This is a genomic window from Kitasatospora sp. NPDC057015, assembly GCF_042673745.1.
Taxonomy (GTDB): domain Bacteria; phylum Actinomycetota; class Actinomycetes; order Streptomycetales; family Streptomycetaceae; genus Kitasatospora.
The window spans coordinates 145,563-171,973 of record NZ_JBHUSG010000012.1 but is presented as its reverse complement, the minus strand read 5'-3'; the positions used below and the strand labels follow the sequence as shown (position 1 = coordinate 171,973).

22 protein-coding genes are annotated in these 26,411 nt (G+C 73.6%); 10 read left to right on the top strand and 12 right to left on the bottom strand.

The window, feature by feature from the left end; all coding sequences use genetic code 11:
- Nucleotides 1–690: 690 nt before the first annotated feature.
- Nucleotides 691–1,803, top strand: a complete 1,113-nt coding sequence (locus tag ACFTWP_RS14990; protein WP_380264931.1) for a Scr1 family TA system antitoxin-like transcriptional regulator — start codon at nucleotides 691–693, stop codon at nucleotides 1,801–1,803.
- Between the two features lie 111 nt (nucleotides 1,804–1,914).
- Here the strand turns inward: ACFTWP_RS14990 and ACFTWP_RS14985 are convergent, their stop codons facing one another.
- A complete protein-coding gene (locus ACFTWP_RS14985; protein WP_380264930.1) occupies nucleotides 1,915–3,594 on the bottom strand; it encodes an alkaline phosphatase D family protein in 1,680 nt (559 codons plus the stop codon).
- 260 nt (nucleotides 3,595–3,854) lie between these two features.
- Between ACFTWP_RS14985 and ACFTWP_RS14980 the strand changes: the two genes are divergently transcribed.
- On the top strand, nucleotides 3,855–4,454 hold the full coding sequence (locus ACFTWP_RS14980) for a dienelactone hydrolase family protein (protein ID WP_380264929.1): 600 nt from the start codon (nucleotides 3,855–3,857) through the stop codon (nucleotides 4,452–4,454).
- A gap of 190 nt (nucleotides 4,455–4,644) precedes the next feature.
- Here the strand turns inward: ACFTWP_RS14980 and sigJ are convergent, their stop codons facing one another.
- Nucleotides 4,645–5,532 (bottom strand): RNA polymerase sigma factor SigJ, encoded by an 888-nt coding sequence (gene sigJ / locus ACFTWP_RS14975; RefSeq protein ID WP_380264928.1) that lies wholly within the window; start codon nucleotides 5,530–5,532, stop codon nucleotides 4,645–4,647.
- A gap of 120 nt (nucleotides 5,533–5,652) precedes the next feature.
- Nucleotides 5,653–6,462 (bottom strand): hypothetical protein, encoded by an 810-nt coding sequence (locus ACFTWP_RS14970; protein ID WP_380264927.1) that lies wholly within the window; start codon nucleotides 6,460–6,462, stop codon nucleotides 5,653–5,655.
- Nucleotides 6,463–6,718: 256 nt separating this feature from the next.
- Here ACFTWP_RS14970 and ACFTWP_RS14965 point away from each other — a divergent pair, with 256 nt between their 5' ends.
- Nucleotides 6,719–7,417: a GNAT family N-acetyltransferase gene (locus tag ACFTWP_RS14965; protein ID WP_380264926.1), complete on the top strand. Its 699-nt coding sequence runs from the start codon at nucleotides 6,719–6,721 to the stop codon at nucleotides 7,415–7,417.
- Between the two features lie 236 nt (nucleotides 7,418–7,653).
- Here ACFTWP_RS14965 and ACFTWP_RS14960 read toward each other — a convergent pair whose 3' ends face one another.
- From ACFTWP_RS14960 to ACFTWP_RS14950, 3 genes are all read right to left on the bottom strand, one after another.
- The gene (locus ACFTWP_RS14960) at nucleotides 7,654–8,061 is read right to left on the bottom strand and encodes a VOC family protein (RefSeq protein WP_380264925.1); all 408 of its coding nucleotides are present in this window, start codon (nucleotides 8,059–8,061) and stop codon (nucleotides 7,654–7,656) included.
- Between the two features lie 10 nt (nucleotides 8,062–8,071).
- The gene (locus ACFTWP_RS14955) at nucleotides 8,072–8,518 is read right to left on the bottom strand and encodes a helix-turn-helix transcriptional regulator (RefSeq protein WP_380264924.1); all 447 of its coding nucleotides are present in this window, start codon (nucleotides 8,516–8,518) and stop codon (nucleotides 8,072–8,074) included.
- A 151-nt stretch (nucleotides 8,519–8,669) separates the two neighbouring features.
- Complete coding sequence (locus ACFTWP_RS14950; RefSeq protein WP_380264923.1) at nucleotides 8,670–10,007, bottom strand: DUF2252 domain-containing protein; 1,338 nt, start codon at nucleotides 10,005–10,007, stop codon at nucleotides 8,670–8,672.
- Between the two features lie 405 nt (nucleotides 10,008–10,412).
- Here ACFTWP_RS14950 and ACFTWP_RS14945 point away from each other — a divergent pair, with 405 nt between their 5' ends.
- Entirely contained in the window at nucleotides 10,413–11,549 is a 1,137-nt protein-coding gene (locus ACFTWP_RS14945; protein ID WP_380264978.1) for a S1 family peptidase, read from the top strand.
- 146 nt (nucleotides 11,550–11,695) lie between these two features.
- On the opposite strand, the gene dnaE is transcribed toward ACFTWP_RS14945, so the two are convergent.
- From dnaE to ACFTWP_RS14925, 4 genes are all read right to left on the bottom strand, one after another.
- Nucleotides 11,696–15,250, bottom strand: coding sequence for a DNA polymerase III subunit alpha (gene dnaE / locus ACFTWP_RS14940; protein ID WP_380264922.1), 3,555 nt, complete (start codon nucleotides 15,248–15,250; stop codon nucleotides 11,696–11,698).
- 277 nt (nucleotides 15,251–15,527) lie between these two features.
- Complete coding sequence (locus tag ACFTWP_RS14935; RefSeq protein ID WP_380264921.1) at nucleotides 15,528–16,412, bottom strand: RDD family protein; 885 nt, start codon at nucleotides 16,410–16,412, stop codon at nucleotides 15,528–15,530.
- Nucleotides 16,413–16,544: 132 nt separating this feature from the next.
- Nucleotides 16,545–16,997 (bottom strand): type II toxin-antitoxin system PemK/MazF family toxin, encoded by a 453-nt coding sequence (locus ACFTWP_RS14930; RefSeq protein WP_380264920.1) that lies wholly within the window; start codon nucleotides 16,995–16,997, stop codon nucleotides 16,545–16,547.
- A 90-nt stretch (nucleotides 16,998–17,087) separates the two neighbouring features.
- Nucleotides 17,088–18,104, bottom strand: a complete 1,017-nt coding sequence (locus ACFTWP_RS14925; RefSeq protein ID WP_380264919.1) for a LysR family transcriptional regulator — start codon at nucleotides 18,102–18,104, stop codon at nucleotides 17,088–17,090.
- Nucleotides 18,105–18,176: 72 nt separating this feature from the next.
- On the opposite strand from ACFTWP_RS14925, the gene ACFTWP_RS14920 reads away from it, so the two are divergent.
- From ACFTWP_RS14920 to ACFTWP_RS14895, 6 genes are all read left to right on the top strand, one after another.
- On the top strand, nucleotides 18,177–19,076 hold the full coding sequence (locus ACFTWP_RS14920; protein WP_380264917.1) for a dihydrodipicolinate synthase family protein: 900 nt from the start codon (nucleotides 18,177–18,179) through the stop codon (nucleotides 19,074–19,076).
- A gap of 140 nt (nucleotides 19,077–19,216) precedes the next feature.
- Entirely contained in the window at nucleotides 19,217–20,242 is a 1,026-nt protein-coding gene (locus tag ACFTWP_RS14915; protein WP_380264916.1) for an aspartate-semialdehyde dehydrogenase, read from the top strand.
- Nucleotides 20,243–20,675: 433 nt separating this feature from the next.
- Nucleotides 20,676–21,938 carry an NYN domain-containing protein gene (locus tag ACFTWP_RS14910; RefSeq protein WP_380264915.1) on the top strand — a complete coding sequence of 421 codons (1,263 nt, stop codon included), beginning with the start codon at nucleotides 20,676–20,678 and terminating at the stop codon, nucleotides 21,936–21,938.
- A 165-nt stretch (nucleotides 21,939–22,103) separates the two neighbouring features.
- Nucleotides 22,104–23,141, top strand: coding sequence for an ABC transporter ATP-binding protein (locus ACFTWP_RS14905; RefSeq protein ID WP_380264914.1), 1,038 nt, complete (start codon nucleotides 22,104–22,106; stop codon nucleotides 23,139–23,141).
- A complete protein-coding gene (locus ACFTWP_RS14900; RefSeq protein WP_380264913.1) occupies nucleotides 23,138–23,944 on the top strand; it encodes an ABC transporter permease in 807 nt (268 codons plus the stop codon). The genes ACFTWP_RS14905 and ACFTWP_RS14900 overlap by 4 nt, the downstream gene beginning before the upstream one ends.
- A gap of 172 nt (nucleotides 23,945–24,116) precedes the next feature.
- Nucleotides 24,117–25,016, top strand: a complete 900-nt coding sequence (locus ACFTWP_RS14895; RefSeq protein ID WP_380264912.1) for a hypothetical protein — start codon at nucleotides 24,117–24,119, stop codon at nucleotides 25,014–25,016.
- A gap of 57 nt (nucleotides 25,017–25,073) precedes the next feature.
- On the opposite strand, the gene ybaK is transcribed toward ACFTWP_RS14895, so the two are convergent.
- Nucleotides 25,074–25,568 carry a Cys-tRNA(Pro) deacylase gene (ybaK, locus tag ACFTWP_RS14890; protein WP_380264911.1) on the bottom strand — a complete coding sequence of 165 codons (495 nt, stop codon included), beginning with the start codon at nucleotides 25,566–25,568 and terminating at the stop codon, nucleotides 25,074–25,076.
- Nucleotides 25,569–25,653: 85 nt separating this feature from the next.
- On the bottom strand, nucleotides 25,654–26,382 hold the full coding sequence (locus tag ACFTWP_RS14885) for an LON peptidase substrate-binding domain-containing protein (protein WP_380264910.1): 729 nt from the start codon (nucleotides 26,380–26,382) through the stop codon (nucleotides 25,654–25,656).
- Between the last annotated feature and the right edge of the window lie 29 nt (nucleotides 26,383–26,411).

Sequence of the window (26,411 nt, the reverse complement as noted above, 5' to 3'; positions counted from 1 at the left end):
GCTCTGCCGGCCGTGGCGCGTCGCCGGGCGTCGCAGCAGCGGTAAGGCGATGGCGAACTCCCCCCAGGGGGAGGGTTCCAGGGGCGCCCGCGCCGGGCGGACCGCTCGCGTGGCGCCGGGGGACGGCCGGTGCGACGGGGGACGGTGGAGAGGTCGGTCGGATCCGGTCATGCGGTCACTCCAGGCTCGGGTCGTTCGGTACAGGGCGGATCGGGAGCACGGCGGGGCCGGGCCGGCCGACAGCGGGCAGCCCGCCGCGAGGGCGTGGAGGAATTCCCGTCGGGGAGCCGATGGCCGTCGGAGGATGAGGCGCGCGTGGATTCCGTACGCCCCTGGGGAATTGACGCCCCCTCACGAGTCCGAACCCTAGATTGGACTAGACCAAGATTCGGCGTCAACCCTTTCGGGCGAACAACTCGTCCCGGAAGGCCGGGATACGGCGAATTCACTGCTCCGGCGGTCATTCGAGGATGGGCGAGAAGGGCACGCAAAGAGAGCCCGGTGGCGGCACGCATTATGTGTAATTGGAAAACAAAGAACGCCGCTCGCCGACCCGGCGGCCTTTTCTCCGGTCGATCGGGAGATTCGGTGAAGACCGAGCACTCATCGGGCCCCTGATGACGGAAAGTGGGCAAGTTGTGACGTTCCGCTGTCGGTCGCCCATGGTGAAGCTACGCTGACGATCAGTCAGTGAATCCGCCCGGCCGCATCGCCGACACCACCGGAGAGACCATGACCGGTCGCAAGTCCTCCCCGCCCCGCCCGTCCCCGCCGCTGCGGGCCAGCGCCGGATCGGTCTTCGGCGGCCTGCTCCGCCGCACCCGCGAGGCCAAGGGCATGTCGCAGGGGGAGCTCGCACGTCTGATCCCGTGCAGCCGGCCGCAACTCACCCACATCGAGTCGGGCGGCCGCGTCCCGCAGCGCAACCTCGTGACCGCCTGCGACCGGATCCTCGGGACGGGCGGTGATCTCCTGGCCATCTGGGAGGAGATCGACTGGTACGTGCCGGTCGAGCATCCGAACTGGTTCCAGCGGTATGCGGGGATCGAGGCCAAGGCGGCGGTGATCCAGGAGTTCAACGTCCTTCGGATCTCTGGGCTGCTGCAGACCGAACGCTATGCCCGCGCACTGTTCCGGCATGGCGACGCGGCAGGGGATCCGGAGCTGGTCGAGGAGCGGGTGGCCGCCCGACTCGGTCGCCAGCAGCGCTTCAGCGGAGCGAACGCCCCGCTACTGATTGTCGTCCTCGCGGAGGCCGCCGTGCGCCAAGTGGTCGGCGGTCCGGAGGTGATGTACGAGCAGCTGCAGCACCTGCTGGACGTCGGTCGGCGCCCGAACGTGGTCATCCAGATCGCGCCCTACAGTCTGGGGGAGCGGGTGTCGTTCGGCACCTTCACCTCGCTGGTCGTGTCCCCTGACTGCAAGCGGCGGGTGTACTCGGAGAGCCTTGATCGGGGCCACTTCATCGAGGACCCGCAGGAGGTCCAGCGTCGGCAACAAGCCTATGATTTGCTGCGAGCCGATGCATTGTCGGTGCAGGAGTCGGTGCAACTGATTCGCAGTGTGATGAGGGGACTTCTCAACATGGCTACCAGTGCTCCCGACTTGTCCGCCGCGTCGTGGCGGAAGGCTTCCTACAGCGACAACAACGGCGGCGCCTGCGTCGAGGTGGCCGACGGGTTCCCCGGTCTGGTGCCGGTGCGGGATTCGAAGGACCCCGACGGTCCGGCGCTGGTGTTCCCGGCGGAGGCGTGGTCGTCGTTCGTCGCCGACGTCAAGTCGGGTCGCTACCGCGTGCTTTGAGGCCTCGACCCGTGGTCGCGTCCGCCGGGTGAACCCGGACGCCCCCGTGGTCCGGCTCGGTGGGCCGGACCACGGGGGCGCGATGGGCGGTGGTGCCGCGGGCGGCGCCGGCTACTTCACGGGGGCCCAGACGCGCTCCAGGGCCTGGCTGCCGGAGCGGCTGCGGTAGGAGCGGGTCCAGGTGCTGGTGGCCTCGCGCTTGGTGCGGTCGGAGAGCACGTAGTAGTCCATCTGGACCTGGTCCGGGGTGACGTCCAGGACGCCGTAGCCGTGCGAGTCCAGGTCGATCCACTTCAGGTGGCGGTTGGCCGCCTTCAGGGCGCCGGCGGCGACCAGGGAGACCGTCTGCGGGGCCACCTTCAGGAAGTCGTCCACGTTGTCGGAGGTCACCGAGGTGACCACGAACTCGGTGGCGACGCTGCCCGAAGCCGGGTAGGTGGCGGCCTCGTTGGGCACGTCGGCGGCCCAGGCGGAGTGGATGTCGCCGGTCAGGAAGACCGTGTTGCGGATGCCCTGGGCCTTCAGGTGGCCGAGCAGTTCGCGGCGGTCGTGGGTGTAGCCGTCCCACTGGTCGGGGTTGATCGCCAGGCCCTCGCCGGGGAGGCCGAGCAGCTTGGCCAGCGGGCGGAGCAGGTAGTCCGGAAGGGAGAGGAAGGCGACCGGCGAGATCATCACCGAGTTGCCGACCAGTCGCCAGGTGGTGTCGGAGGCGGACAGCCCGGCCTTCAGCCAGTCGAGCTGCGCCCGGCCGGTGATCGTACGGTCGGGGGAGTCGATGTCCCCGCTGCCGACCTTGGCCTGGGCGGTGCGGAACGAGCGCAGGTCGAGCAGCGAGAGGTCCGCCAGCTTGCCGTAGCGCAGCCGGCGGTAGGTGGTGCCGGCGATGGACGGGCGGACCGGCATCCACTCGAAGTACGCCTGCTTCGCCGCGGCGACCCGGGCCGCCCAGTCGCCCTCGGTGGCCGGGGTGTGGTTCTCGGCGCCGACCGAGGAGGCGTCGTTCGCGAACTCGTGGTCGTCCCAGATCGCGATGGTCGGGATGGTCGCGTGCAGGGCCTGGAGGTCCTGGTCGGTCTTGTAGTTGCCGTGCCGGGTGCGGTAGTCCGCGAGGTTCAGGATCTCGTGGGCCGGCAGGTGCGGGCGCACCACCTTGCCGGCCGCGCAGAACTCGCCCGTCTTGTACTCGTAGATGTAGTCCCCGAGGAAGAGGAACACGTCCAGGTCGCCCCGGGCGGCCAGGTGCCGGTAGGCGGCGAAGTAGCCCGCCTCCCAGTTGGCGCAGGAGGCGACGCCCAGGCGCAGCCGCTGCACGGCGGCGTCGGCCGCCGGCGCGGTGCGGGTGCGGCCGGTCGGCGAGGCGACGCCGCCGGCGGTGAAGCGGTACCAGTACGTGGTGTCGGGCCGCAGGCCGCGGGCGTCGACCTTCACGGTGTGGTCGGTGCCGGCCGAGGTGACCACCGTGCCGCTCGCCGCGACGGAGGCGAAGGCGCGGTCGGTGGCGAGCTCCCAGCGGACCTCGGTGTCCGCTCCGGCGCCCGAACCGGGCACGGCGGCCGGGGTGGGGGTCACCCGGGTCCACACCACGACACCGTCGGGGAGCGGGTCGCCGGAGGCGACGCCGTGGAGGAAGGCGGGAGCCTCGGCGGGCAGCGCGTCGGCGACGGCACGCTCGCCGAGCGCCAGCGGCAGGGTCGCCGCCCCGGCGGCGATGGCGGTGGCCTTCAGCACCTGGCGGCGGCGCGGGCGGGTGGTGGCGTCCGCGGGGGAATTGACATGTATGGGATGAGTCACGCGCTCAGGCTACCGCCCGGTAATGCGGCCTCACAGAGGTGGGACTGACTGTTCGTCGACTCTTCACCACGGCGTGGGTGCCGGCCCCGCCCGGCGCCCGCCAGGTCACCCGGCGGCCACGCGGCGGGCGGGGCGGCGGGCATGCGGAGCGAGCGGACGGGACCGGCGGCGGCAGGGGTCGCGGCGTGCGCCGAGGGCTACCGGGGGATCATGCGAGATCATGGGAGGCGACCCAGTCGAGATCGCGAAGGAATGCACCCGTGGCCCAGATCGTCCTCCTCCACTCCGCCTACGGGCTGCGCCCGGCCGTCCACGCGGCCGCCGACCGGCTGCGCGCCGCCGGTCACCAGGTGCACACCCCCGACCTCTACGACGGCCGGACCTTCGACACCGTCGAGGAGGGCATGGCGTACAAGGAGGAGCTCACCAACGACGAACTCCTGCGCCGAGCCGTCGCCGCCGTCGTCCCGCTGCTGACCCCCGCCAACGGCACCACGCCGCCGGACCGCCTCGTCTACGCCGGGTTCTCGCTCGGCGGCGCCCTCGCCCAGAACCTCGCCCTCGCGGACGAGCAGGCCAAGGGTCTGCTGCTCCTGCACGGGACCTCCGACATCCGCGACGACGCCGCCACCGCGATCCCCGTCCAGCTGCACGTGGCCGAGCCCGACCCCTTCGAGTCCGAGGACTGGTTGAACGCCTGGTACCTGCGGATGCGCAAGGCCGGAGCCGACGTCGAGGTGCACCGCTACCGGGGTGCCGGCCACATCTTCACCGACCCCGAGCTGCCCGACTACGACGCCGAGGCCGCCGAGCAGACCTGGGCCGCCGCACTGGACTTCCTGGCGGAACTGGACGACTGACGGGGGCGAGTGCCGGCCGCCGACCGACAATCATCGGCTGACGGCTGACGGCTGACGGCTGACGGCTGACGGCTGACGGCTGACGGCTGACAGATGTCAGACGCTGACTGACGGCGGTCCGATGACCGATGACGGATGCCCGATGACAGCCGATCGTCGTCGGCCCGCATTCGTCCCGCCGGCCCGCCCGTCACGTGTCGAGCACGGACAGGTCGAGCCGTCGGAGGCGCTCCGGGTCCGCGAGGACGTCGATCCCGACGATCAGTCCGCCCCGGACGGTGAAGCCCATCACCGAGAACGGTTCGCCCCGAGGTGCGGTGAGCAGCCCGGGCGTTCCGTTGACGAGCACCGGCTGGGCGAACCGCGCGGCCTGCGAGAAGGTGACCGCGCCCCGGGCGACGGCCGCCGCGCCGCGCACCGTCCGCGAGGCAGCGCCGAGGGCCGACCCGCCGTAGTCCGCACGGAGCACCACTTCGGGGTCGAGCACCGCCACCAGGGCGTCGAAGTCGCCGTCCCGGGCGGCGGCGAGGAAGGCGTCGACCACCTCGCGCTGCCGGGAGAGGTCGCCCTCCGCTGAGGGCGTGGCGCCCTGCACCCGGCGGCGGGCCCGGCTGGCGAGCTGCCGGGCCGCCGCCGGCGAGCGGTCCACGATCGGGGCGATCTCGTCGAACGGCACCGCGAACAGGTCGTGCAGCACGAACGCGAGGCGTTCGGCGGGCGGCAGCGTCTCCAGCACCACGAGCAGGGCGAGCCCGACCGAGTCCGCGAGCAGTGCCTGCTGCTCGGGGCCGGCCCCCTCCGGGCTGCTGATGATCGGGTCCGGCAGATGGACGTCCAGCGGGTCCTCGCGCCGCGTCCGGCGCGAACGCAGCATGTCCAGGCAGACCCGCCCGACGACCGTCGTCAGCCACCCGCCCAGGTTCCCGACGCCGTCCGACCCCGCCCGGCCGAGCCGCAGCCAGGCCTCCTGGACGGCGTCGTCCGCCTCGCTGAGCGAGCCCAGCATCCGGTAGGCCACGGCCCGCAGGTGGGTCCGGTGTTCCTCGAACCGCAGCGCCAGGAACTCCTGGTCGTTCATCGTCGTCAGCCTCCCGCTCGTGTGCCGTCACCGTGATGACGTACGAAACGGTGCGGATGTGACAGCGGCCCGCAGGTGGCAGGTGGCAGGTGGCAGGTGGCAGGCCGGCGCGGGTGCCGGTCAGCCGGGGTGGCGGTCCTCCGGCGCGGAGGCCGCCGGGGGCACGGGCGGCGGCGCGGCGGGCCGCGGCGGGGTGGACGGCTGGGCGGAAGCGTAGGGCTCCGAACCGTAGGAGGGGGTCGAACCGTAGGACGGGGGCGAACCGTAGGGCTGAGCGGAACCGTACGGCTGGACCGGGGCACCCGGCTGCGCCTGCTGCGGGGCGGCCTGCTGCGGCGCCTGCGGCTGGTACGAGAGGTACGGGTTCGCCGGAGGCGGGGCGGGGGCGTCGAACAGGACGGGTCCGCCGGAACGGGCGCCGGAGGGGATGGTGGATCGGGTGGCGGCCACCACGATCGCCACGACCACGGCCACCACGAGGATCAGCACCCGGGTGAGGTTGAGCAGCAGGTTGGTGAGCGGTTCGGCGAAGTGGCCGCGGCCGGACCCGTCCGTCAGCTGGCTGATCAGGAACACCCCCGAGGTGTAGGCGTCCACGGCGAACAGCACCACCGCGGCCGACCGTACCCAGCGCCCGCCGCTGAACGCCCCGATGGCCAGCGCCAGCAGCGCGACGGACAACCCGGTGTCGTAGCCGTAGAAGCCGACCGGGACGTCGAAGACGGCGTGCTCGTAGCTGAAGCCGAGCGCGACGGGCAGGTAGGAGACGCCCTCCCGGCTGATGTCGTAGGCGAGAACGCCCAGTTCGGAGAGGAGCAGCAGGGTCGACAGGATGCCGATGGCGACCAGGCCGCCACCGGTGCTCCGCCGTACGGGAGCCGCCCCCGGGTACCCGCCGGTCGGTACCGGTCGGTACGGGTCGAACGTCATGAAGTCCCCTTTGCGGTACCGGATTTCGCGTGGTCGGTCGAGGCTAGCGTGCCCTGATCGCCGGGGGAATACGACTGGTTCGCCGGGGAATGCGGCAGGTTCGGCGGGGAGCGCGGCGGGCCATGCGGCGTCGGTCTCGTCGGCCTCGTCGACTCCGTCGGCGGCCCGGGACCGGCGCCGCACCCCCGGCAGCCCCGGCCGCCACCGGCGGGAAATTCCGCGCAGCACCGCACGGCCCGGGCGTACCCTCGCGCGCATGGCATCCGATCCCCGGCACGGACACCCCGGACCAGCACCCCTCGGCCACCAGGGCGGAGGTGAGGTCGAACCTGACGGCGAGGGCGAACCCGGCGAGCGCAACGGCCCCGGCAAGCGCAACGGCCCCGGCGGGGCAGCGGGAGGTGGGCGTCCGGTCGTCCGTCGGGAGGTTGCCGCCGACCACCCGGCCGTCGGGGAGCTCCACACCCGGGCCTTCGGAGACGACGGGCGGGTCTCCCGGCTGGTGGACGCACTCCGGGTCGCCGGGGCGGGACCGGCGCCGATGTCCTTCGTCGCGGTGGCGGACGGCGCCGTGGTCGGGCACGTCCTGCTGAGCCACGGCCGGCTGGACGCCCCGCGCCGGATCGTCGACGTCCTCAGCCTCTCACCGCTGGGCGTGCTCCCGGAGTTCCAGGGCCGGGGCATCGGGACGCGGCTGATCGCCCACGCCCTCGCGGCGGCGGCGGAGGCCGGCGCGCCGCTGGTCTTCCTGGAGGGCGATCCGGGTTACTACCGCACCCGCGGGTTCGAGCCGGCCGGTCCCGCGGGCTTCCGCTCCCCGTCGCTGCGCATCCCCGAACCGGCGTTCCAGGTCGCCCGCCTGCCGGCCCACGAGCCCTGGATGACGGGCACCTTCGTGTACTCGGAGACCTTCTGGGCGCACGACTGCGTCGGCCTCCGCGACCCGGAGGCCTGACGGGGGCTCCGGACCTCGCCGCCTGACCGGGAGGCCCGACGGGGGAGGGATCGCCTCCGAGGAGCACACGGGACGCGGGCGCGGCCCCGGGGCGGGCCTCCTGACGGAGGGTCGCCCCGGGGCCGCGCCCGGTCTCTCGCCGTACCGGTCTCTCGCCGTACCGGTCTCTCGCCGTACCGGTCTCGCGCGATGTCGGTCCGCCCCCGCGGATCAGCGCGGGGGAGGTCCGGGCGGGGCTACTTCGGCGCCTGCGAGATCCGCACCATGTTGCCGGAGGGGTCGCGGAAGGCGCAGTCGCGCGGGCCCCACGCCTGGTCGATCGGCTCCTGGAGCACCTCGGCGCCGGAGGCCCGGAGCTTCTCGAAGGCGGCGTCGACGTCGTCCGCGCGGAAGACGAAACTCGGCAGCACGCCCTTGGTCAGCAGCGCCTGGAGGGCGTCGCCGTCGGCCTGGGAGCGGCCGGCGTGCGGCTCGGAGAGCACGATCTCCAGGCCCGGCTGGGCCGCGCTGCCGAGGGTGACCCAGCGGAAGCCGCCCGAGGCGACGTCGTTGCGCTCCTCCAGGCCGAGCGCGTCGCGGTAGAAGGCGAGCGACTCGTCCACGTCGTTGACGGTGATGTTGCAGTACTGAAGTGCGATGTCCATGCGAGCCACGTTAGGCGGCGCTCGGATCGCCCGCTTCTCGAATCCTGCTCGCCGGCGGCCCCGTCCTGAGGGGCCGGGTGCGGACCTTCGCCACGCACGCGGGCATCGCCTCCACCGCCGAGTGCTCGCGGGTCCGGTACGCGCTCGGCGTCTCGCCCACCACCTCGGTGAAGCGCGAACTGAACGATCCGAGCGAGGTACAGCCGACCGTCATGCAGGCGTCGGTCACGCTCATCCCGGCCCGCAGCAGCGCCATCGCGCGCTCGATCCGGCGGGTCATGAGGTAGTTGTACGGCGTCTCGCCGTAGGCCGCCCGGAACTGCCGGGAGAAGTGCGCGGGGGACATCAGCGCGTGCCGGGCCATCGTGGGCACGTCGAGCGGGCGGGCGTAGTCCCGGTCGATCAGGTCCCGGGCCCGCCGCAGGTGCGCCAGGTTGGCGAGCTCCTCGGGGGTCATGGGTCCAGGGTACGGCGCGGCTGCGCCCCGGCGGGTGGGGTCGTCGGGGCCGGGGAGGAATCCGCGGGTCGGGGCGGGGGACCGCTTCCGCGGGTCGGGGCCGCCGCCCGGGAGCGGACCGCGGCCCCGACCCGACACCGTGGATCCGGCCTCACAGCCCCGGGATGCGGCCGTTGCGGAACAGGTCGACGAAGATCTGGTGGTCCTGGCGGGCGCGGGCGCCGTAGGCGTGGGCGAAGTCGACCAGCATGCCGGTGAAAGCGCTCTCATCCTTTCCGATCGCGGTGTCGATGGCGTGTTCGGTGGAGAACGGCACCAGGGTGTGGCCGCTGGAGGACTCGTCCGCGGCGGCGTGCATGGTGGCGGTCGCGCGGCCGAGGTAGTCGATCACCGAGTGGAGGTCGGCCTGCTCGTTGAGGTCGGTCCAGTCGAGGTCGGTGGCGTACGGGGAGACCTCGGCGACCAGCTGCCCCCGGCCGCGCAGCGAGGCGTAGCCGAGCCAGGGGTCGCTGTGGGCCTGGAGGGCGCGCTGCGAGATGACGGTGCGGTGGCCCTCGTGCTCGAAGTACTCCCGGATCTCGGGGTCGGTGACGTGCTGGGAGACGGCCGGGGTCTGACCCTGCTTCATGTAGATGATGACGTCGTTCTCCAGGGCGTCGGTGTGGCCCTCCAGCAGCAGGTTGTAGGAGGGCAGTCCGGCGCTGCCGATGCCGATGCCGCGGCGGCCGACGACGTCCTTGACCCGCAGGGCGTCCGGGCGGGTGCGGGTGGCGGTCGGCAGGGTGGTCAGGTAGGCCTCGAAGGCGGTGAGCACCTCGGCCCGGGTGGCCTCGTCGAGTTCGAAGGCGCCCCCGCCCTTGCGGAAGCGGCGGTCGTACCCGTCGATGACGGTCTCGGAGTCCAGCAGCGCGACCCGGGTCTGCAGGCGGGCGCGGCGCAGGGTCTCCAGGATCGGGCCGGTGGCGGTGTCCAGGGTGACGGCGGCGCCCTCGTCGCCGCGGACCAGGGCGGAGATCCGTGCGCGGTACGCGGCGGCGAAGGTGCCGACCAGTTCGGTGATGGTGCGGTCGGAGAGCGCCTTGGCGTAGCCGATCAGGGCCAGGCTGGCGGCCAGCCGCTGGACGTCCCAGGTGAAGGCGCCGACGTAGGCCTCGTCGAAGTCGTTGACGTTGAAGACCAGCCGGCCCTCGGAGTTGAGGTAGCTGCCGAAGTTCTCGGCGTGCAGGTCGCCGTGGATCCAGACCCGGCTGGTGCGCCCGTCCAGGAACGCGGCGCCGTACGCCTCGTAGGGCTCGGTGGTGAGGTCGGCGTAGAAGAGGCCGGCGGTGCCCCGGTAGAAGGCGAAGGCGGAGGCGGCCATCTTGCGGAACTTCACCCGGAACGCGGCCGGGTCCTGGGCCAGCAGCTCGCCGAAGGCGGCGTCGAAGACCCGCAGGATGGTCTCGGCGCGCTCGGGTTCGCGGAGGGCGGCGGTGAGCTGGTCGGGCATGGGCGTGTCCTTCTGTGACGCATGGCCGTCCCCGCGCGGGGACGAGTCGGCGGGCGTGGCCATCCGGGAGACTATCGCTCCGGCGACGGCGTCCCGTACCGGTGCCGGACGGTGCGTCGTGCGACGCCGTGCGTGGGGCGCCGGCGGCCCCCGGTCGGCTGGCCGCGGTGCGATCCGATGCCGCCTCCCGCTGATGATCCTTGTGCCGATTGCGCGTCAGGTCACTTCTGTAGCAGTTCAGTTGGCATTGTTGACGCGCTCATTCAACGATGTAAAACTCGCTGCGCGGTCTGGACCAGTTCTACAGAGAGCGCTCTCTCCCCGTAAGGCAGGCCCCACCCCGCCACGGATCAGAGGAGTTCAACGGTGCGGAACATCGTTGCCCGGGTGGCTGTCGCCACCCTCATGACCCTGTCCACCCTCGGCCTCGGCGTCTCCGCCGCCTCGGCCGACGACCGTACGAGCGCCACCACCGCCGACCAGGCCCGGCCGCTGTCGCCCGGCCTCACCGAGGCACTCCGGCGCGACCTCGGCCTCACCGAGGGTCAGGCCGCCCGCCGGCTGGCCCGGGAGGACGCGGCGGCCCGGCTGACACCCCGGGCCGAACAGCTCGCCGGCCCCGCCTACGCCGGCTCCTGGTACGACGCCGACCGGGAGGCCCTCGTGGTCGCGGTCACCGACGCGGCGCACAGCGCGGCCCTGCGGGCGGCTGGGGCCGAACCGGTCCTCGTCCGGCACTCGCAGGCGGAGCTCGACGCCGCCAAGGCCGCCGTCGACGCCCGCTCCCGCAGCTCCGCCGCCCCGGCGGGGGTGAGCAGTTGGCGGGTCGACCCCCGGCGCAACAGCGTGGTGATCGAACTCGCCCCCGGCGCCCGGCAGGACGCCCGGGTGGCGGCCTTCGTCGCCGCCGCCGAGCAGGCCGGCCCGGTGGCCGTCGAGGAGCAGAGCGCCGACCGTACGCCGCGCACCCTGTCGGCCGGCGTGGTCGGCGGGGACCCGTACTACATCAACGGCAACACCCGTTGCTCGATCGGCTTCGCGGTGCAGGGCGGCTTCGTCAGCGCCGGGCACTGCGGCGGCGCGGGGAGCAGCGTGGTCGGCTGGGACGGTTCGGCGATGGGCTCGTTCGCCGGCTCGTCCTTCCCCGGCAACGACTACTCGTTCATCCGGATCGGCAACGGCTGGTGGACCGTCCCGGTGGTGCTCGGCTGGGGCACCGTCAGTGACGTGCTGGTCCGCGGGTCCTGGCAGGCGCCGGTCGGCTCCTCGGTCTGCCGCTCCGGCTCCACCACCCACTGGCACTGCGGCACGGTGCAGGGCCTCAACGAGACGGTGAACTACAGCCAGGGCGCGGTCTACCAGGTGACCCGCACCAGCGTCTGCGCCGAGCCGGGCGACTCCGGCGGCTCCTTCATCACCGGCGACCAGGCGCAGGGCGTGACCTCCGGCGGCTGGGGCAACTGCAGCAGCGGCGGCCAGACCTGGTTCCAGCCGGTGAACGAGATCCTCTCGGTCTACGGCCTCTCGCTGGTCACGGCCTGACCTGCCGAGGGCCCGACCCCCGCGGCCGGTACGGTACCGGCCGCGGGGGGACGGCCACGCCGGTCCGGGGCCGCCGCGCACCGGTGGCGGCGGCCCCGAACCGGCATACCCAAACCGGCGTACCGAACCGGCGTACCGACCCCCGGTCAGATGCTCCAGGCGGAGGGCCCGAGCAGCGTCTTCACCTCGCTGGCGAAGGCGTTGTCGGTGTTGACCAGGAAGCCGAGCTCGTACAGGACGTTCTTCTGCCGGCTGGTGGTGAGCAGGCGCACCGGTACGTCGCCGGGGTGGGCCCGCAGTGAGCGCTTGAGCTCGCGGATCATGTGCGGGTTGACCTTGGTCTCGGGCACGGTGATCTGGATCGGCGGCTTGCCGCCGTGCTCGGCGGAGGAGATGTCGAGCTGGACGATCTCCTGCCCGAAGATGCTCAGCGAGCCGTCGCGCTCGTTGAGCCGGCCGCGGGCCGAGATGACGTTGTCCTCGACCATCTGGTCGGCCATCAGGTTGTAGGTGGCGGGGAAGAACAGCACCTCGACCGAGCCGTCGCGGTCGGCCAGGGTGATGATCGCCCAGGCGTTGCCCGCCTTGTTGATCCGCCGGTCGACCGAGGTGATCAGGCCGGCGAGCTTGACCTCGCCCTCGGTGCGGCCGGAGCCGAGGAGTTCGGCGATGGAGATGTCGCGGTTGCGGGAGAGGATGTGCTCGGCGCCGTCCAGCGGGTGGCTGGAGACGTACAGGCCGAGCATCTCCCGCTCCAGGCTGAGCAGTTGCTTGCGCGGCCATTCGCGGTCGGTGAGCTCGAAGTCCAGGCCGATGGTCGGGATGTCCTCGCCGGTGTCCATCGCGCCGAACAGGTCGTCCTGGCCGATGGCCTGCTGCTTCTTGACGCCCGTGACGGCGTCGATGGCGTTCTCGTGGACGGTGGTCAGCGACAGGCGGGTGTGTCCGAGCGAGTCGAAGGCGCCGGCCTTGATCAGCGAGTCGATGGTGCGCTTGTTGCACACCACCAGCTCGACCTTGTCCAGGAAGTCCGCGAAGGAGGTGTACTTGCCCTTCTCGCCGCGGGTCCTGACCAGCGACTCGATGACCGGCACGCCGACGTTGCGGACGGCCTTGAGGCCGAAGCGGACGTCGTTGCCGACGGCGGTGAAGTCGACCACGGACTCGTTGACGTCCGGCGAGAGGATCTTGATGCCCATCTGGCGGCACTCCGCCAGGTAGACGGCCATCTTGTCCTTGTCGTCCGCCACCGAGGTCAGCAGGGCGGCCATGTACTCGGCCGGGTAGTTGGCCTTGAGGTACGCGGTCTGGTACGAGACCAGGCCGTACGCGGCGGAGTGCGATTTGTTGAACGCGTAGCCGGCGAACGGGACCAGCACGTCCCAGACCGCCTGGATCGCCTCGTCCGAGTAGCCGCGCTCCTTGCAGCCCGCGTGGAAGGGGACGAACTCCTTCTCCAGGACCTCCTTCTTCTTCTTGCCCATCGCGCGGCGGAGCAGGTCGGCCTGTCCGAGGCTGTAGCCGGCCAGCACCTGCGCGGCTCGCTGCACCTGCTCCTGGTAGACGATCAGACCGTAGGTGGGGCCGAGGACCTCCTTGAGGGGCTCCTCCAGCTCCGGGTGGATCGGGATGATCTCCTGCTGGGCGTTCTTGCGCAGCGCGTAGTTGGTGTGCGAGTTCATGCCCATCGGGCCGGGCCGGTACAGCGCCGAGACGGCGGAGATGTCGGCGAACTCGGTGGGCTTCATCAGCTTGAGCAGGGCCCGCATGGGGCCGCCGTCGAGCTGGAACACGCCCAGGGTGTCGCCGCGGGCCAGCAGCTCGTACGTGGTCGGGTCGTCGAGGGCGATCTTCTCGATGTCGACCTCGACACCGCGGTTGGCCTTCACGATCTTGATGCAGTGGTCGATGATGCCCAGGTTCCGCAGACCCAGGAAGTCCATCTTGATCAGGCCCATGGCTTCGCACGACGGGTAGTCGAAGCCGGTGATGATCACGCCGTCCTTGTCCCGCATGTGCAGCGGGACGAGTTCGAGCAGCGGGGTCGAGGAGAGGATGACGGCGGCGGCGTGCACGCCGGTGCCGCGGATCAGGCCCTCGATGCCCAGCCCGGTGTCGATGATCTTCTTGACGTCGGGCTCGTTCTGGTAGAGCGCCCGGATCTCGGTGCCCTCGTTGTACCGGGGGTGCTTCTCGTTGAAGAGGTCCGCGAGCGGGACGCCCTTGCCCATCACGTCCGGCGGCATCGCCTTGGTGATCCGGTCGCCCATCGCGAAGGGGTAGCCGAGGATGCGGTTGGCGTCCTTGACGGCGGCCTTGGCCTTGATGGTGCCGAAGGTGTTCACCTGGGCGGTGTACTCGGCGCCGTACTTGTCGGTGACGTAGCGCACCATCTGGTCGCGCTGGCGGTCGTCGAAGTCGATGTCGACGTCCGGGGGGTTGATGCGCTCGGGGTTCAGGAACCGCTCGAAGAGGAGGTCGTGCTCCAGCGGGTCCAGCTCGGTGATCCGGGTGAGGTACGAGACCATCGAGCCGGCCGCGGAGCCACGGCCCGGGCCGACCGGGATGCCGTTGTCGCGGGCGTACTGGCAGATGTCGGCGACCACGAGGAAGTACGCGTCGAAGCCCATCGGGGAGATGACGCCCATCTCCAGCTCGACCCGGTCCAGCACCTCCTGGCTCGGGTTGTCGCCGTAGCGGACCTGCAGGCCGGCCTTGATCTTCTGGCGCAGGAAGGACGCCTGGGTCTCGCCCTCGGGGACGTCGAACTGCGGCATCCGGTCGACGTAGTTGAAGACCTCGTCGTACGGCTCGATCCGCTCGGCGATCGCCAGGGTGTTGGCGCAGGCCTCCGGGAGCTCGCTGAACAGCGCCTGCATCTCGTCGGCGGTCTTGACGTAGTAGCCGTCGCCGTTGAACTTGAAGCGGTTCGGGTCGTCCTTGTTCTTGCCCACGCCGACGCAGAGCAGGCTGTCGTGGGCGTCCGCCTGGTCCGCGGTCACGTAGTGCGAGTCGTTGGTGGCCAGCAGCGGGATGTTCAGCTCCCTGGCCAGCCGCAGCAGGTCCTGGCGGACGTCCCGCTCGATGGACAGGCCGTGGTCCATCAGCTCCAGGAAGTAGTTCTCCCGGCCGAAGATGTCCTGGTAGGCGCCGGCGGCCTTGACCGCCTCCTCGTACTGGCCGAGCCGCAGGCGGGTCTGCACCTCGCCGGAGGGGCAGCCGGTGGTGGCGATGATCCCGGTGGAGTTCGCGGCGATCAGCTCGCGGTCCATCCGGGGCTTCATGTAGTAGCCCTCCATCGACGCGAGCGAGGAGAGCTTGAAGAGGTTCCGCAGGCCGGTGACGTTCTGCGCCCACATGGTCATGTGGGTGTAGCGGCCGCCGCCGGAGACGTCCTTGCCGCCCTCGCCGTCGGCGCTCACCTGCCGCTGCCCGCCCGGTGCCCAGAAGGTCGGCTTCTTGTGGAAGCGCGAGCCGGGCGCCACGTACGCCTCGATGCCGATGATCGGCTTCACGGCGCCGTCGAGCTTCTTCGCGCTCTGGAAGAACTCGTACGCGCCGAACATGTTGCCGTGGTCGCTCATCGCGATGGCGGGCATGCCCTGCCGCTGGGCCTCCGCGAACAGCTTGCCGTTCTTCGCGGCCCCGTCCAGCATCGAGTACTCGGTGTGGACATGCAGGTGAACGAAGCTGTCGGCCACGTGGGAATGACTCCTCGGACATAGATCTCCGGCGGGGGAAACCCCCACCCTAGCGCGGTCCGAAGATCGATTCCCGGTGCCTGACGGGGTGTCCGGGACGGGTGCGACAGTGACCGTCACTGCCCGTCGCCGGGTGGCGACCGAGCCGGTTCGGGGCCGCCCGGTGACCGGATCCGGTGCCCGCCCGCGGCCCGCCCGGTCCGCTGTGAGACCGGTCACGCCGACGGCCCCCCGGACGCCCGCGGCCCGTCGGCCACCGGCGCCCGGCAGGCCGCCCTCAGCCCTCCTTGACCACCACGGTGGTCGCCGCCTTGTCGTGCAGGCACTGCTGGAACGGCTTGTCCCACAGCTGCCACAGCACGTCCACCAGCGCGAACAGGCTGCCGACGCAGTAGACGGCGGACGGCAGCCCGTAGAGGGCGGCGCGGGTCCACAGGGCGCCGTCGGTGGGCCGCCCGCCGTGCTGCAGGGACACCACCCGGATCCGCATCGCCTTCTTGCCCACGGTCTGGCCCTGCTGGGTGAGCAGCATGACGATCTCGTACCCGAAGGTCGCCAGCCCGAGCAGCAGGTACAGCGCGATCGAGCCGGTGCTCGCCACCAGTGCCCAGAGGATCACGCACGGGATCAGCAGGACGGCGAAGTCGATCAGCCGCGCGAGGAACCGGTCACCGGGGGAGGCCAGGGCGCGGGTCCCCGGCGCGGGCGGCCCGCCGTACGGGCCGGGCGCGGCCAGCCACTGCGGCCAGGCCGCCTGCTGCGGGCCGTAGCCGGGCGGGGCGTAGCCGGGCTGGCCGTACGGCGGCTGCCCGTACCCGGGTTGGGCGGGCGGCTGCTGCCCGTAGCCCGGCTGCGCGTAGGGCTGCTGCTCGTACCCGGGTTGGGCGGGTTGCGGCTGCTGCCCGTAGCCGGGCTGGGCGTAGGGCTGCTGCTCGTACCCGGGCTGGCCGTAGGGCTGCTGCGGCGGCGGGGGAGGCCCGTACCCGGGCTGTCCGGCGGCGGGTTGCGGCTGCCCGTACGGCGGTTGCTGGCCGTACGGCTGCGGTTGCCCGGGCGGGGGCTGCGGTTGCCCGGGTGGTGGTTGCTTGCCGTACGGGGTCTGGCCGTACGGGTTGTCGGGGTCGGACGGATAGCCGTATCCCGGCGTGTTGTGAGTGCTCATGTTCCCGGCTCGCTCGTCGTTGCGTGTCCAGCCCGTTGTAGCCGTGCCGGGGCGCGCCCGGGGGGCGTTCGCGGCAATCCGCCCGTGGGCGGGCGGCTGCCGGTCGGGCCCGCCGTACCCGCCCGGCGCGGCTCAGCTCCAGCGGTAGCGGAGCTTCAGCCGGTCGACCACCAGGTTGAACCGGGCCCGGTCGAGGGCGCAGGCCTCGCGGCGCATCCCCTCGTCGTGCACCCGCAGCACCCGCTCCAGTGAGACCCAGGAGTCCCGGCCGGTGCGGTCCCAGGGGCCCGCGCCGATCGGCACCCAGTCGCCGTCCGAGGAGTGCGCCTTGCTGGAGAGCATCACGGTGAGCAGCGTCCCGCCCGGCTCGCGCGCGACCACCAGCACCGGGCGGTCCTTGCCCCGGCCGTCGTTCTCCTCGTAGGGGACCCAGGTCCAGACGATCTCGCCCGGGTCCGGGTCGCCGTCGTGCGCCGGGGCGTACTCGGTGCGGACGGGGCCGATCCGCGAAGGGTCGACCTCGCTGGTCGCGTGGGGGCCCCGGGCACCCGGGGCCTGCTCGGATCGGTGCGTCAATTCGGCCATGCGCGCAGGCTAGTGACCGCCCGCGAGGTGATCAAGGCCGATCCGGTGAATTCGACCGGGAGCCCGGCCCGGCCGGGGGCGGGCCGGTGCTCAGGGCGCGGTGTCCGGAGCCGGGCGGCCGGTGTCCAGGCCCGGCGGCAGCGCGGTGCGCAGGGCCGCGGAGAAGGCGGCCACCGCCGGGTGTGCGGCCGCGCCGCTGCGGAACGCCGTCCGGGTGCGGCGGCACATCGCCAGCCGGGTCAGGGTGACGCCCGCGAGCTCCTCCGGAGCGCCCAGCCGGGGCACCAGGGCGACCCCCTGGCGGGCCGCCACCAGGGCCAGCACGGTGGCGAACTCGTCGACCTGGTGGCGCACCCGGGGAGTGAAACCGGCCGCCTCGCAGGCCCGTTCGGCCATCGTCCGGCAGAGCGTGCCGGGGGTGCCCATGATCCACGGCGACCGCCGCCAGCGGCCGATCGGATCCGGGCCCGCGAGGACGGTGCGCGACGCCGTCGCGGCGATCCGGGTGCCGGCGCCGCCCGCCCCGGCCGCCCCGGCCGCCTCCACCGCCGCGTCCGCGCCCGCCGGGTCCTCGCCGGCCGGCGACGCCAGGTACATCGCCTCGCTGAACAGCGGATCGGTGCTCAGGCCCGGTTCCTCCGGCGAGGGGACGAAGTCGTAGTCGTGCACGAGCGCGACGTCCAGCTCGCCGGCCCGCAGGGCGTCGGCGACCCGGGCCGGGTCCATCTCGGCGACCATCGGCTCCAGTCCGGGGTGGTCGCGCGCCAGTGCGATCAGCGCGCCGGGGATGATGGCCCGGGCGGCGGACGGGAAGGTGCCGATCCGCAGCGGCCCCGCCAACCCCTGCCGGGCGTCCGCCAGTTCGGCTCCGGCCAGCTCCAGCCGCGCCAGCACCGCCTCGGTGTGGCGGACGAGGTTGCGCCCGGCCGGGGTCAGCGCGACCCGGCGTCCGGTGCGCTCCAGCAGGGGCACCCCGGCCTCCCGCTCCAGCACCGAGAGCTGCTGGGAGACGGCGGACGGACTGAAGGCGAGCGCCTCGGCCACGGCGGCGATGGTGCCGCGGTGGGCGAGCTCCCTGAGCAGGCGCAGGCGTCGTACGTCGAGCATCGGCTCAGCTTACGGTTCTCGCCACAAATATGAACTGGACCCGGTGATCGGGTACCGGCGAGGCTGATCACCATGAACCACACCCAGCTGCGCGGGATCCTCGTCCCCCTCGTCACGCCGTTCGCCACCGACGGCTCGGTCGCCCGCCCTGCCCTGGAGGCGCTGGCCCACACCGCCCTGGACGAGGGCGCCACCGGCCTGGCCGCCCTCGGCACCACCGCCGAGGCGGCCGCGCTCGACGAGGCCGAGCGCCGCGCGGTCGTCGAGGTGGTCGCCGGGGTCTGCCGCGAGCGCGGTGCCACCCTGCTGGTGGGCACCGGCGGCGCGGGCACCCGCGGGGCCGGCGAGGCACTGCTCGCGCTCGCCAAGAACACCCCCGAGGCGGCGGCCGCGATGGTGACCGTCCCGGCCTTCACCCGGCCGGGCGAGGCCGGCGTGGTCGCGCACTTCCGCCGGCTGGCGGAGGTCAGCCCCGTCCCGCTGGTGCTCTACCACGTCCCGTACCGCACCGGGCAGCAGCTGGGCGCCGCCGCACTGCTGGAGCTCGCCGCCGTCCCCGGCGTCGCGGGTGTGAAGTACGCCGCCGGCGGCATCGACCAGGACACCGTCGAACTGCTCGGCCGCGCGCCGGCCGGCTTCGCCGTGCTGGCCGGCGACGACGCCTTCGTCTCCCCGCTGCTGGCGCTCGGCGCCGCGGGCGGGATCCTGGCCTCGGCCCACCTGGCGACCGCCCGCTTCGTCGAACTCGCCGACGCCTGGCAGGCCGGTGACGTCGCCCGCGCCCGGCCGCTCGGCCACCGGCTCGCGGGGCTGGCCCTGGCCTCCTTCGCCGCCCCCAACCCGACCGTGATCAAGGGCGTGCTGCACGCCCAGGGCCGGATCCCCACCCCCGACGTCCGGCTGCCGCTGCTGCCCGCCGCCCCCGCCGAGGTCGCTGCCGCGCTCGCGCACACGGAGCAGCTGGCGGGTTGAGCCCGGCGGGCATTTCGCGGGGCGGACCGGAGGGGGCCGTTCACGCCTTGGAATGCCTGGCGGCCCCGGCCCGGGGACAGGGCATGATGGGCAGAGTGCGGCTGTGAACAGCAGGAACATCCAGATGGAGGAGTAGTCGGATGAGGATCGGCATTGTTGGGGCCACCGGCCAGGTAGGCGCCGTGGTGCGCGGCATCCTGGCAGAGCGCGCGTTCCCGGTGGAGCAGCTGCGGCTGTTCGCATCGGCCCGTTCGGCCGGGCGCACGCTGCCGTGGCAGGACACCGAGATCACCGTCGAGGACGCGGCCACGGCCGACTACAGCGGCCTGGACATCGTGATCTTCTCGGCCGGCGGCTCGACCTCGAAGGAGCTGGCGCCCAAGGTGGCCGCGGCCGGCGCGGTCGTGATCGACAACTCCTCGGCCTGGCGCCGCGACCCCGAGGTCCCGCTGGTGGTCTCCGAGGTCAACCCGGAGGCGATCGCCGACCGCCCCAAGGGCATCATCGCCAACCCCAACTGCACCACCATGGCCGCCATGCCCGTGCTGCGCCCGCTGCACGAGGAGGCGGGGCTGACCGCCCTGGTCGCCACCACCTACCAGGCCGTCTCCGGCTCCGGGCTGGCCGGCGTCGCCGAGCTGCACACCCAGGCCTCCAAGGTGGTCGGCGAGGCCGACCGCCTCACCCACGACGGCGAGGCCGTGGAGTTCCCGGCCCCGGCCGTCTACCAGCGGCCGATCGCCTTCAACGTGGTGCCGCTCGCCGGCAACCTGGTCGACGACGGCTCCTTCGAGACCGACGAGGAGCAGAAGCTCCGCAACGAGTCCCGCAAGATCCTGGGCATCCCGGAGCTCAAGGTCTCCGGCACCTGCGTGCGGGTCCCGGTGTTCTCCGGCCACTCGCTGCAGATCAACGCCCGCTTCGCCGGCCCGATCAGCGTCGAGCGCGCCTACGAGCTGCTGAAGGACGCCCCCGGCGTGGAGCTCTCCGAGATCCCCACCCCGCTCCAGGCGGCCGGCAAGGACGCCTCGTACGTGGGCCGGATCCGGGTGGACGAGACGGTCGACAACGGCCTCGCGCTCTTCCTCTCCAACGACAACCTGCGCAAGGGCGCCGCCCTGAACGCCGTGCAGATCGCCGAGCTGGTCGCCGCCGAGCTGAGCTGACCCGACGGACGAGGTCCGAGGCCCCACCCGCCGTCCGTGCGGGTGGGGCCTCGTCGGCTCCGGGCCCGCCCGACCCCACCCGGCGCACGTCGACGCCGGCGGGGCGACCACCTGCGCCGACACCGACGCGAGCCGGCGCACGCCGGCGCGGTGCGCCGTCCCCGTACGAAGGGATCGGCCGGTCGGGGTGCGGCGTGGACGGCGGAGGTTCACCGCCCGAAGCCTGGGTAAAGGAGATCCCAACGATCGGGCGGGCCCGGGCGCGGCCGGTCGTGGCGATCGGCGTGGTTCGTGACACCGCGGCCGGGCCGGTCGGGCAGACTGCTCCCTACGCCGCGCGCCGGGCCCCGCCCGAGCGCTGGGCGGACCGCGCCCGCTCGGGGCCGCCGGCCGGCGGCGCCGAACCCGGGGCCGACCGGAAAGAGGTGCGGACGTGGACCGCTGTGTCGTCCTGGTGGATGCCGGGTACCTGCTGGGCGCCGCCGCCAGCCTGCTCGCGGGGGACCCGTCCCGCTCGCGGGTGACGGTGGACCACACCGCCCTGATCGCCGCGCTGCGCGAACGCGCCGAGGACGAGACCGGGCTGCCGCTGCTGCGCATCTACTGGTTCGACGCCGCCCCCGACCGGCGCCCGATGCCCGAGCACCGCCGGCTGCGGGTGCTGCCCAGGGTCACCGTCCGGCTCGGGGCGCTGACCCGGGCCGAGGGACGCTGGGTGCAGAAGGGCGTGGACGCCGCGATGCACGCCGAACTCTCCGAACTCGCCCGCAACCGGGCCTGCGCGGACGTCGTGCTGATCACCGGCGACGGCGACCTGCTGCCGGGCATGATGTCGGCCAAGGAACACGGCGTCGTGGTGCACCTGTGGGCGCTGCAGGCCGCCGACGGGGACTTCAACCAGTCCGAGGACCTGGTCGGCGAGGCCGACGAGCGGCGGGTGCTGGACCGCGAGTGGATCGAGCGCTGGGTCAGCCCCCGCGAGACCCAGCCGGTCTTCCCCGCTCCGGGGCCGCGCCCCGAGATCGCCAAGATCCTCTCCGCCCCGCCCGCCGCCCGACCGCCCGCCGCGCCCTCCGTACCGGCGCGCCCGCGCCCGGCCGCCGCGATGGCCGGCGCCGCGGTGGGCCGCATGACCGGCCCCGCGATCCCCGGCCCCACCACCGGCGGGCAGACGGTGGCCGTGAACGGGCTCAAGGTCGTCCCCACCCCCAAGGACCTCGCCGGCCGCGCGCCCGCCCCGGCGGCGGCGCACGCGGTCGGGGCGGCGGCCGGCGGCCCCGTCCTGCGCTGGTCCTCCGACCGGGGCTGGGTCGACCGGCCCGGCGCCGACACCGCCGGCGCCGGCGACGCCCTGCCCACCCTCGCCCAGCTCACCACCGCCGAGCAGCGCTGGGCCGACCGCGAGGAGGACATCACCTCCGTCGGCGGCGACGCCCACGAGGTCGGCCAGGTCTTCGCCCGCCGCTGGACGGAGCGCCTGGGCGACGCCGAGCGGCTCACCGTCCTGTGGCCCGACTACCCGCGCATCCCGCACCGGGTGGACGGCGAGCTGCTCCGCTACGCCGCCCGCTTCGGCCTGCTCGCCCACAAGGACGACCAGATCGACGAGCACGACCGGTATGCGATCCGGGCGGGCTTCTGGAAGGAGCTCGCCGCCCGCGTCCCCGGTGGCGACCTGATCGTCGTCGACGACTGATCCCGCCCCGGGTCCACGCCCGATCCACGCCGGACCCACGCCGGATCCGCGCCGGATCCACGTCCGATCCACGCCGGTTCCGCGCCGGCCCGCGCACCGGGCCGGATTCGCCGGATCAGGCCCCCTTGTCCGGTTCTGGCACCCCAGCGCGTAGAGTCTTCGCTCGTGAGCGAGACCGACCGGCGGACACCACGCGCCGCGCCCCGGGGCGAGGCCGCCGGTACGCCGGGGCGGCGTGCCGGGCGCTGCTGCGCCGTGCGCGACCTGGTGAAGACGTACCCCGCCGGCCGGGGCTCCGGCGCCGGACCGATCCGCGCCAACGACGGCATCAGCCTGGACATCCGCGAGGGCGAGGTGTTCGGACTGCTCGGGCCCAACGGGGCCGGCAAGTCCACCCTGGTCCGCCAGCTCACCGGGTTGCTGCGCCCGGACAGCGGCAGCGTGGAGATCCTCGGCCACGACGTGGTCCGCCACCCCGAGCGGGCGGCGCGGCTGCTCGCCTACCTCGGCCAGGAGTCCAGCGCGCTGGACGAGCTCACCGTGTCGCTGGCCGCCGAGACCACCGGCCGGCTGCGCGGCCTCAGCCGCTCGCAGGCCCGCGGCCAGGCCGCCGACGTGCTCACCGAACTCGGCCTGGAGGGCATCGCCGCCCGGCCGCTCGCCAAGCTCTCCGGCGGCCAGCGCCGGCTGGCCTGCTTCGCCGCGGCCCTGGTGGGGGAGCGCCCGCTGCTCGTCCTGGACGAGCCGACCACCGGCATGGACCCGGTCGCCCGGCGGGCCGTCTGGTCCGCCGTCGACCGGCGCCGCGCCGAGCACGGCGTGACCGTCCTGCTGGTCACCCACAACGTCATCGAGGCGGAGACCGTGCTCGACCGGGTCGCGGTGGTGGACGAGGGCCGGGTGATCGCCTGTGACACCCCCGGCGGGCTCAAGGCCCTGGTCGACGGCGACGTCCGGCTCGACCTGGTCTGGCGCACCGAGGCACCCATGGACGTGCCGGCCGTCGCCCGGCTCGCCGAGCGGGCCGAGCGCACCGGCCGCCGCTGGACCGTGCGCACCAGCCCCGAGCAGGCCCGCGAACTGGTCGCGGCCGTCACCACCGGCCCCGCCTTCGCAGCCCTGGACGACTTCACCCTGGCCACCCCGAGCCTTGAGGACGCGTACCTCAAGCTGGGCGGCCGCCACGGAGGACTGGCCAAGTGACCCTGCTCTCCGCCCCGCCACAGACCACGGCCGCCCCCGCGCCCGCCCCGCTGGCGCCCGCCGCCCGGCTGCTGCCGGCGCTGGCCGCCGTCTACCGGGCCCAGCTGGCCCGGGCCCGGGTGGCCCGGATCCCGCTGCTCTTCGTCGCGACCTTCCAGTCGCTCGGCATCCTGGTGATGATGCGCGGGGTCGTCGACCCGGGGAACAACGCCGCCGCGCACGGCGTGGTGGCCGGCTCCAGCGTGCTGGTGGTCGCCTTCGTCGCGCTCAACCTGCTCGCCCAGTACTTCGGCCGGCTGCGGGCCACCGGCGGGTTGGACCACTACGCCACCCTGCCCGTCCCGGCCGCCTCGGTGGTGCTGGGCGCCGCCGCCGCGTACGCGTCCTTCACGCTGCCCGGGGCACTGGTCACGGCCGCCGCCGGGGCCTGGATGTTCGAGCTGCCGCTGGCCCACCTCTGGGTGCTGCTGGCGGTGGTGCCGCTGGCCGGGGCGGCACTCTCGGGCCTCGGAGCGGTCTGCGGGCTGCTCGCGCCCCGCCAGGAGATCGCCACCCTGCTGGGCCAGCTCGGCATGTCGGCGGCGCTGCTGCTGGGCGTGCTGCCGGTGGAGCGCCTGCCGCAGCCGGTGCTGTGGCTGCGCGACCTGCTGCCCTCGACGTACGGCGTCGAGGCCTTCGCCCGGACCTTCACCGCGAGCCCCGACTGGGCGGCGGTGACCGGTGACCTGGCGGTCTGCGCGGGCGTCGGCCTGGTCTCGCTGGCCGCCGCGACCCTCGCGTACCGCCGGGCCACCACCCGCTGACCGCCGGCCCACCCGTCCCGGACGGGCGGGTCACCGGCCCGGTACCGCCGGGCCGGCGGTACCGGCAGCGGCCTGTTCCCGGGCCCGTCCGAGGGGCCCCGCCGGGCCCGGCGGCCCGCCCGGGGCGTGGGCCGCACCGCGTCCACCGGGCCGATCGTGAAACGATGGGCGGGTGACCGTACCGAACACACCTCCGGATCCCGGCAAGGTCCCCGCCGGCGAGCTCACCGGCCCCGCCGCGGGCGCGGCCGGGAGCGCCGGTCCGCCCGCGCCCCAGGGCCCCGCCGGACAGGCCCCGCCCGCGGCCCCGTACCCCTACGGTGCGCCGCTGGTCCTGGAGTCGGCGAAGGCGCCCAGGCGCCCGCTGCTGCCGGAGCTGCGGATCGGGGCGCTGACGGTGGCCGTCTGCCTGCTGCTCGGCTTCGCGATGGCCGGGCTCTGGGTCTGGCTGGCGCCGCAGGTGCCGCTGCTGGTCAAGGGCAACCGGATCCTGTACGCCGACCCCGAGGGCGAGCAGCGCGCCGGTGCGGACGCCGTCTTCGCGCTGATCGGTCTGGGCGCGGGTGTGCTCACCGCGCTGGGGGCGTTCCTGCTGACCCGCCGCCGCGGTGGCGGGATCGCGGTGGCGATCGGCCTGACCGTGGGCGGCCTGCTCGGTTCGCTGCTGGCCTGGCGGCTCGGCATCCGGCTCGGCCCGACCACCGACGTGATCGCGCACGCCCGGCAGGTCGGCGACGGCCACCAGTTCACCGACGCGCTCCGACTGGGCGCCAAGGGTGCGCTGCTGGTCTGGCCGATGACGGCGATGGTGCTGCTGCTGGCCCTGTCGGCGGCCTTCGGCAAGCGCGAGCAGGACCCGCCGCCCTACTGGGAGGGGGCGTCCTGGCCCGCCCAGGCCCCGGCGTACGGGCCTCCGGCGTACGGGGGACCTGCGGACGGCGTCCCCCCGGGCCCGGCGCCCACCCCCGTCGACGCGCCGGCCGGCGACCGCGCCGCGGGGAACGACCACCCCGGCGAGCGTTCGTCCGGCGACCGTTCACCCGTCGACGAGCGCCCGGCCCCGCCGGCCTGACCGCTTACGGTCCGGCGCGGCGCGCCCGCGCCCGGTCGCCCCGACGGCCCCCTGCGCCTACCGGCCGATGGGGGCCGTCCGCGCGTCCGTGAGCGCCACCAGGTCGGCGGGGGCGAGCTCGACCTCCAGCCCGCGCCGGCCCGCCGAGACGTACACCGTCGGGTGGTCCAGGACGCTGTCGTCCAGCACCGTGCGCAACGGGCGCCGCTGGCCCAGCGGCGAGATGCCGCCCAGCACGTAGCCGCTGCTGCGCTCGGCGGCGGCCGGGTCGGCCATCGCGGCGCGCTTGCCGCCGACGGCGGCGGCCAGCGCCTTCAGGTCCAGTCGGCCGGACACCGGCACGACCCCCACGGTGAGGGTGCCGTCGACCTCCGCCACCAGGGTCTTGAAGACCCGGGCGGACGGGATGCCGAGCAGTTCGGCCGCCTCGCCGCCGTAGGACTCGGCGGCCGGATCGTGCTCGTAGGCGTGCACGGTGAAGGGCACGCCGGCGTTCTCCAGGGCCACCGTCGCGGGCGTGCCCTGCCCGCCCTTCTTCGCCTTCCTGGCCATCCGGCTCTCCCCTCGGTGTGGTGTCGCGGGCCGCCCGCCCGGGCCCGGTCGGCCGGGCCCGCGGCACCGGCCCCGTGCGGGGCGGTCAGTTCGGGCTGAAGGACTGCCGGGTCAGGTCGACGGCCGGCAGCGAGGGCAGCCAGGCCAGCACCGCCGTCTCGCGGCGCAGCAGCTCCAGTTCGGCGGTCAGCCGCTGCGCGGTGTCCGGGCAGGCGAGCAGCCGCTGCTTGACCGGGGTGTCGAAGACCGAGGCGGCCGCCACCAGGTACGAGAGCACCTGCGGGTCGGCCGGCAGCTCCTGCTCGCCGACGACGCTGGCCTCCCGGGCGCCCGCCAGCCGCTTCTGGTAGAGCCGGAAGGCCCGCTCCACGCCCGCCGCGAGGGCCCCGGCGCCCTCGCCCTGGTCCTCCCCGATCGTCTCGATCTCGCCCGTGAGGTACGGGCCGCCGGTGTCGACGCTGCGCAGCCAGAACCGGGTGGTGCCGGTGACCAGGAGCTCGTAGCGGCCGTCCGGCTGGGGCTGCACGGAGGCGACGTCGGCCACGCAGCCGATGTGGTGCAGCGCCTCCAGCGGGTCACCGGTGACGGTGCCCAGCCCGTCCAGCGGCCCGGCCGGGCCGTCGCTCTCGCGGACGGGGGAGACCTCCCGGCCGTCCTTGATCGCGAGGACCCCGAACCGGCGGGGCTGGTCCTCGGGCAGCGCCAGCAGGTCGGCGACGAGACGGCGGTAGCGCTCCTCGAAGACGTTGAGGGGCAGCACCAGGCCCGGGTAGAGGACCGAGTTGAGCGGGAAGAGCGGCAGCCGTTCTGTCACGGCGCTCAGCGTAGTTGCCCGGAGCGGCG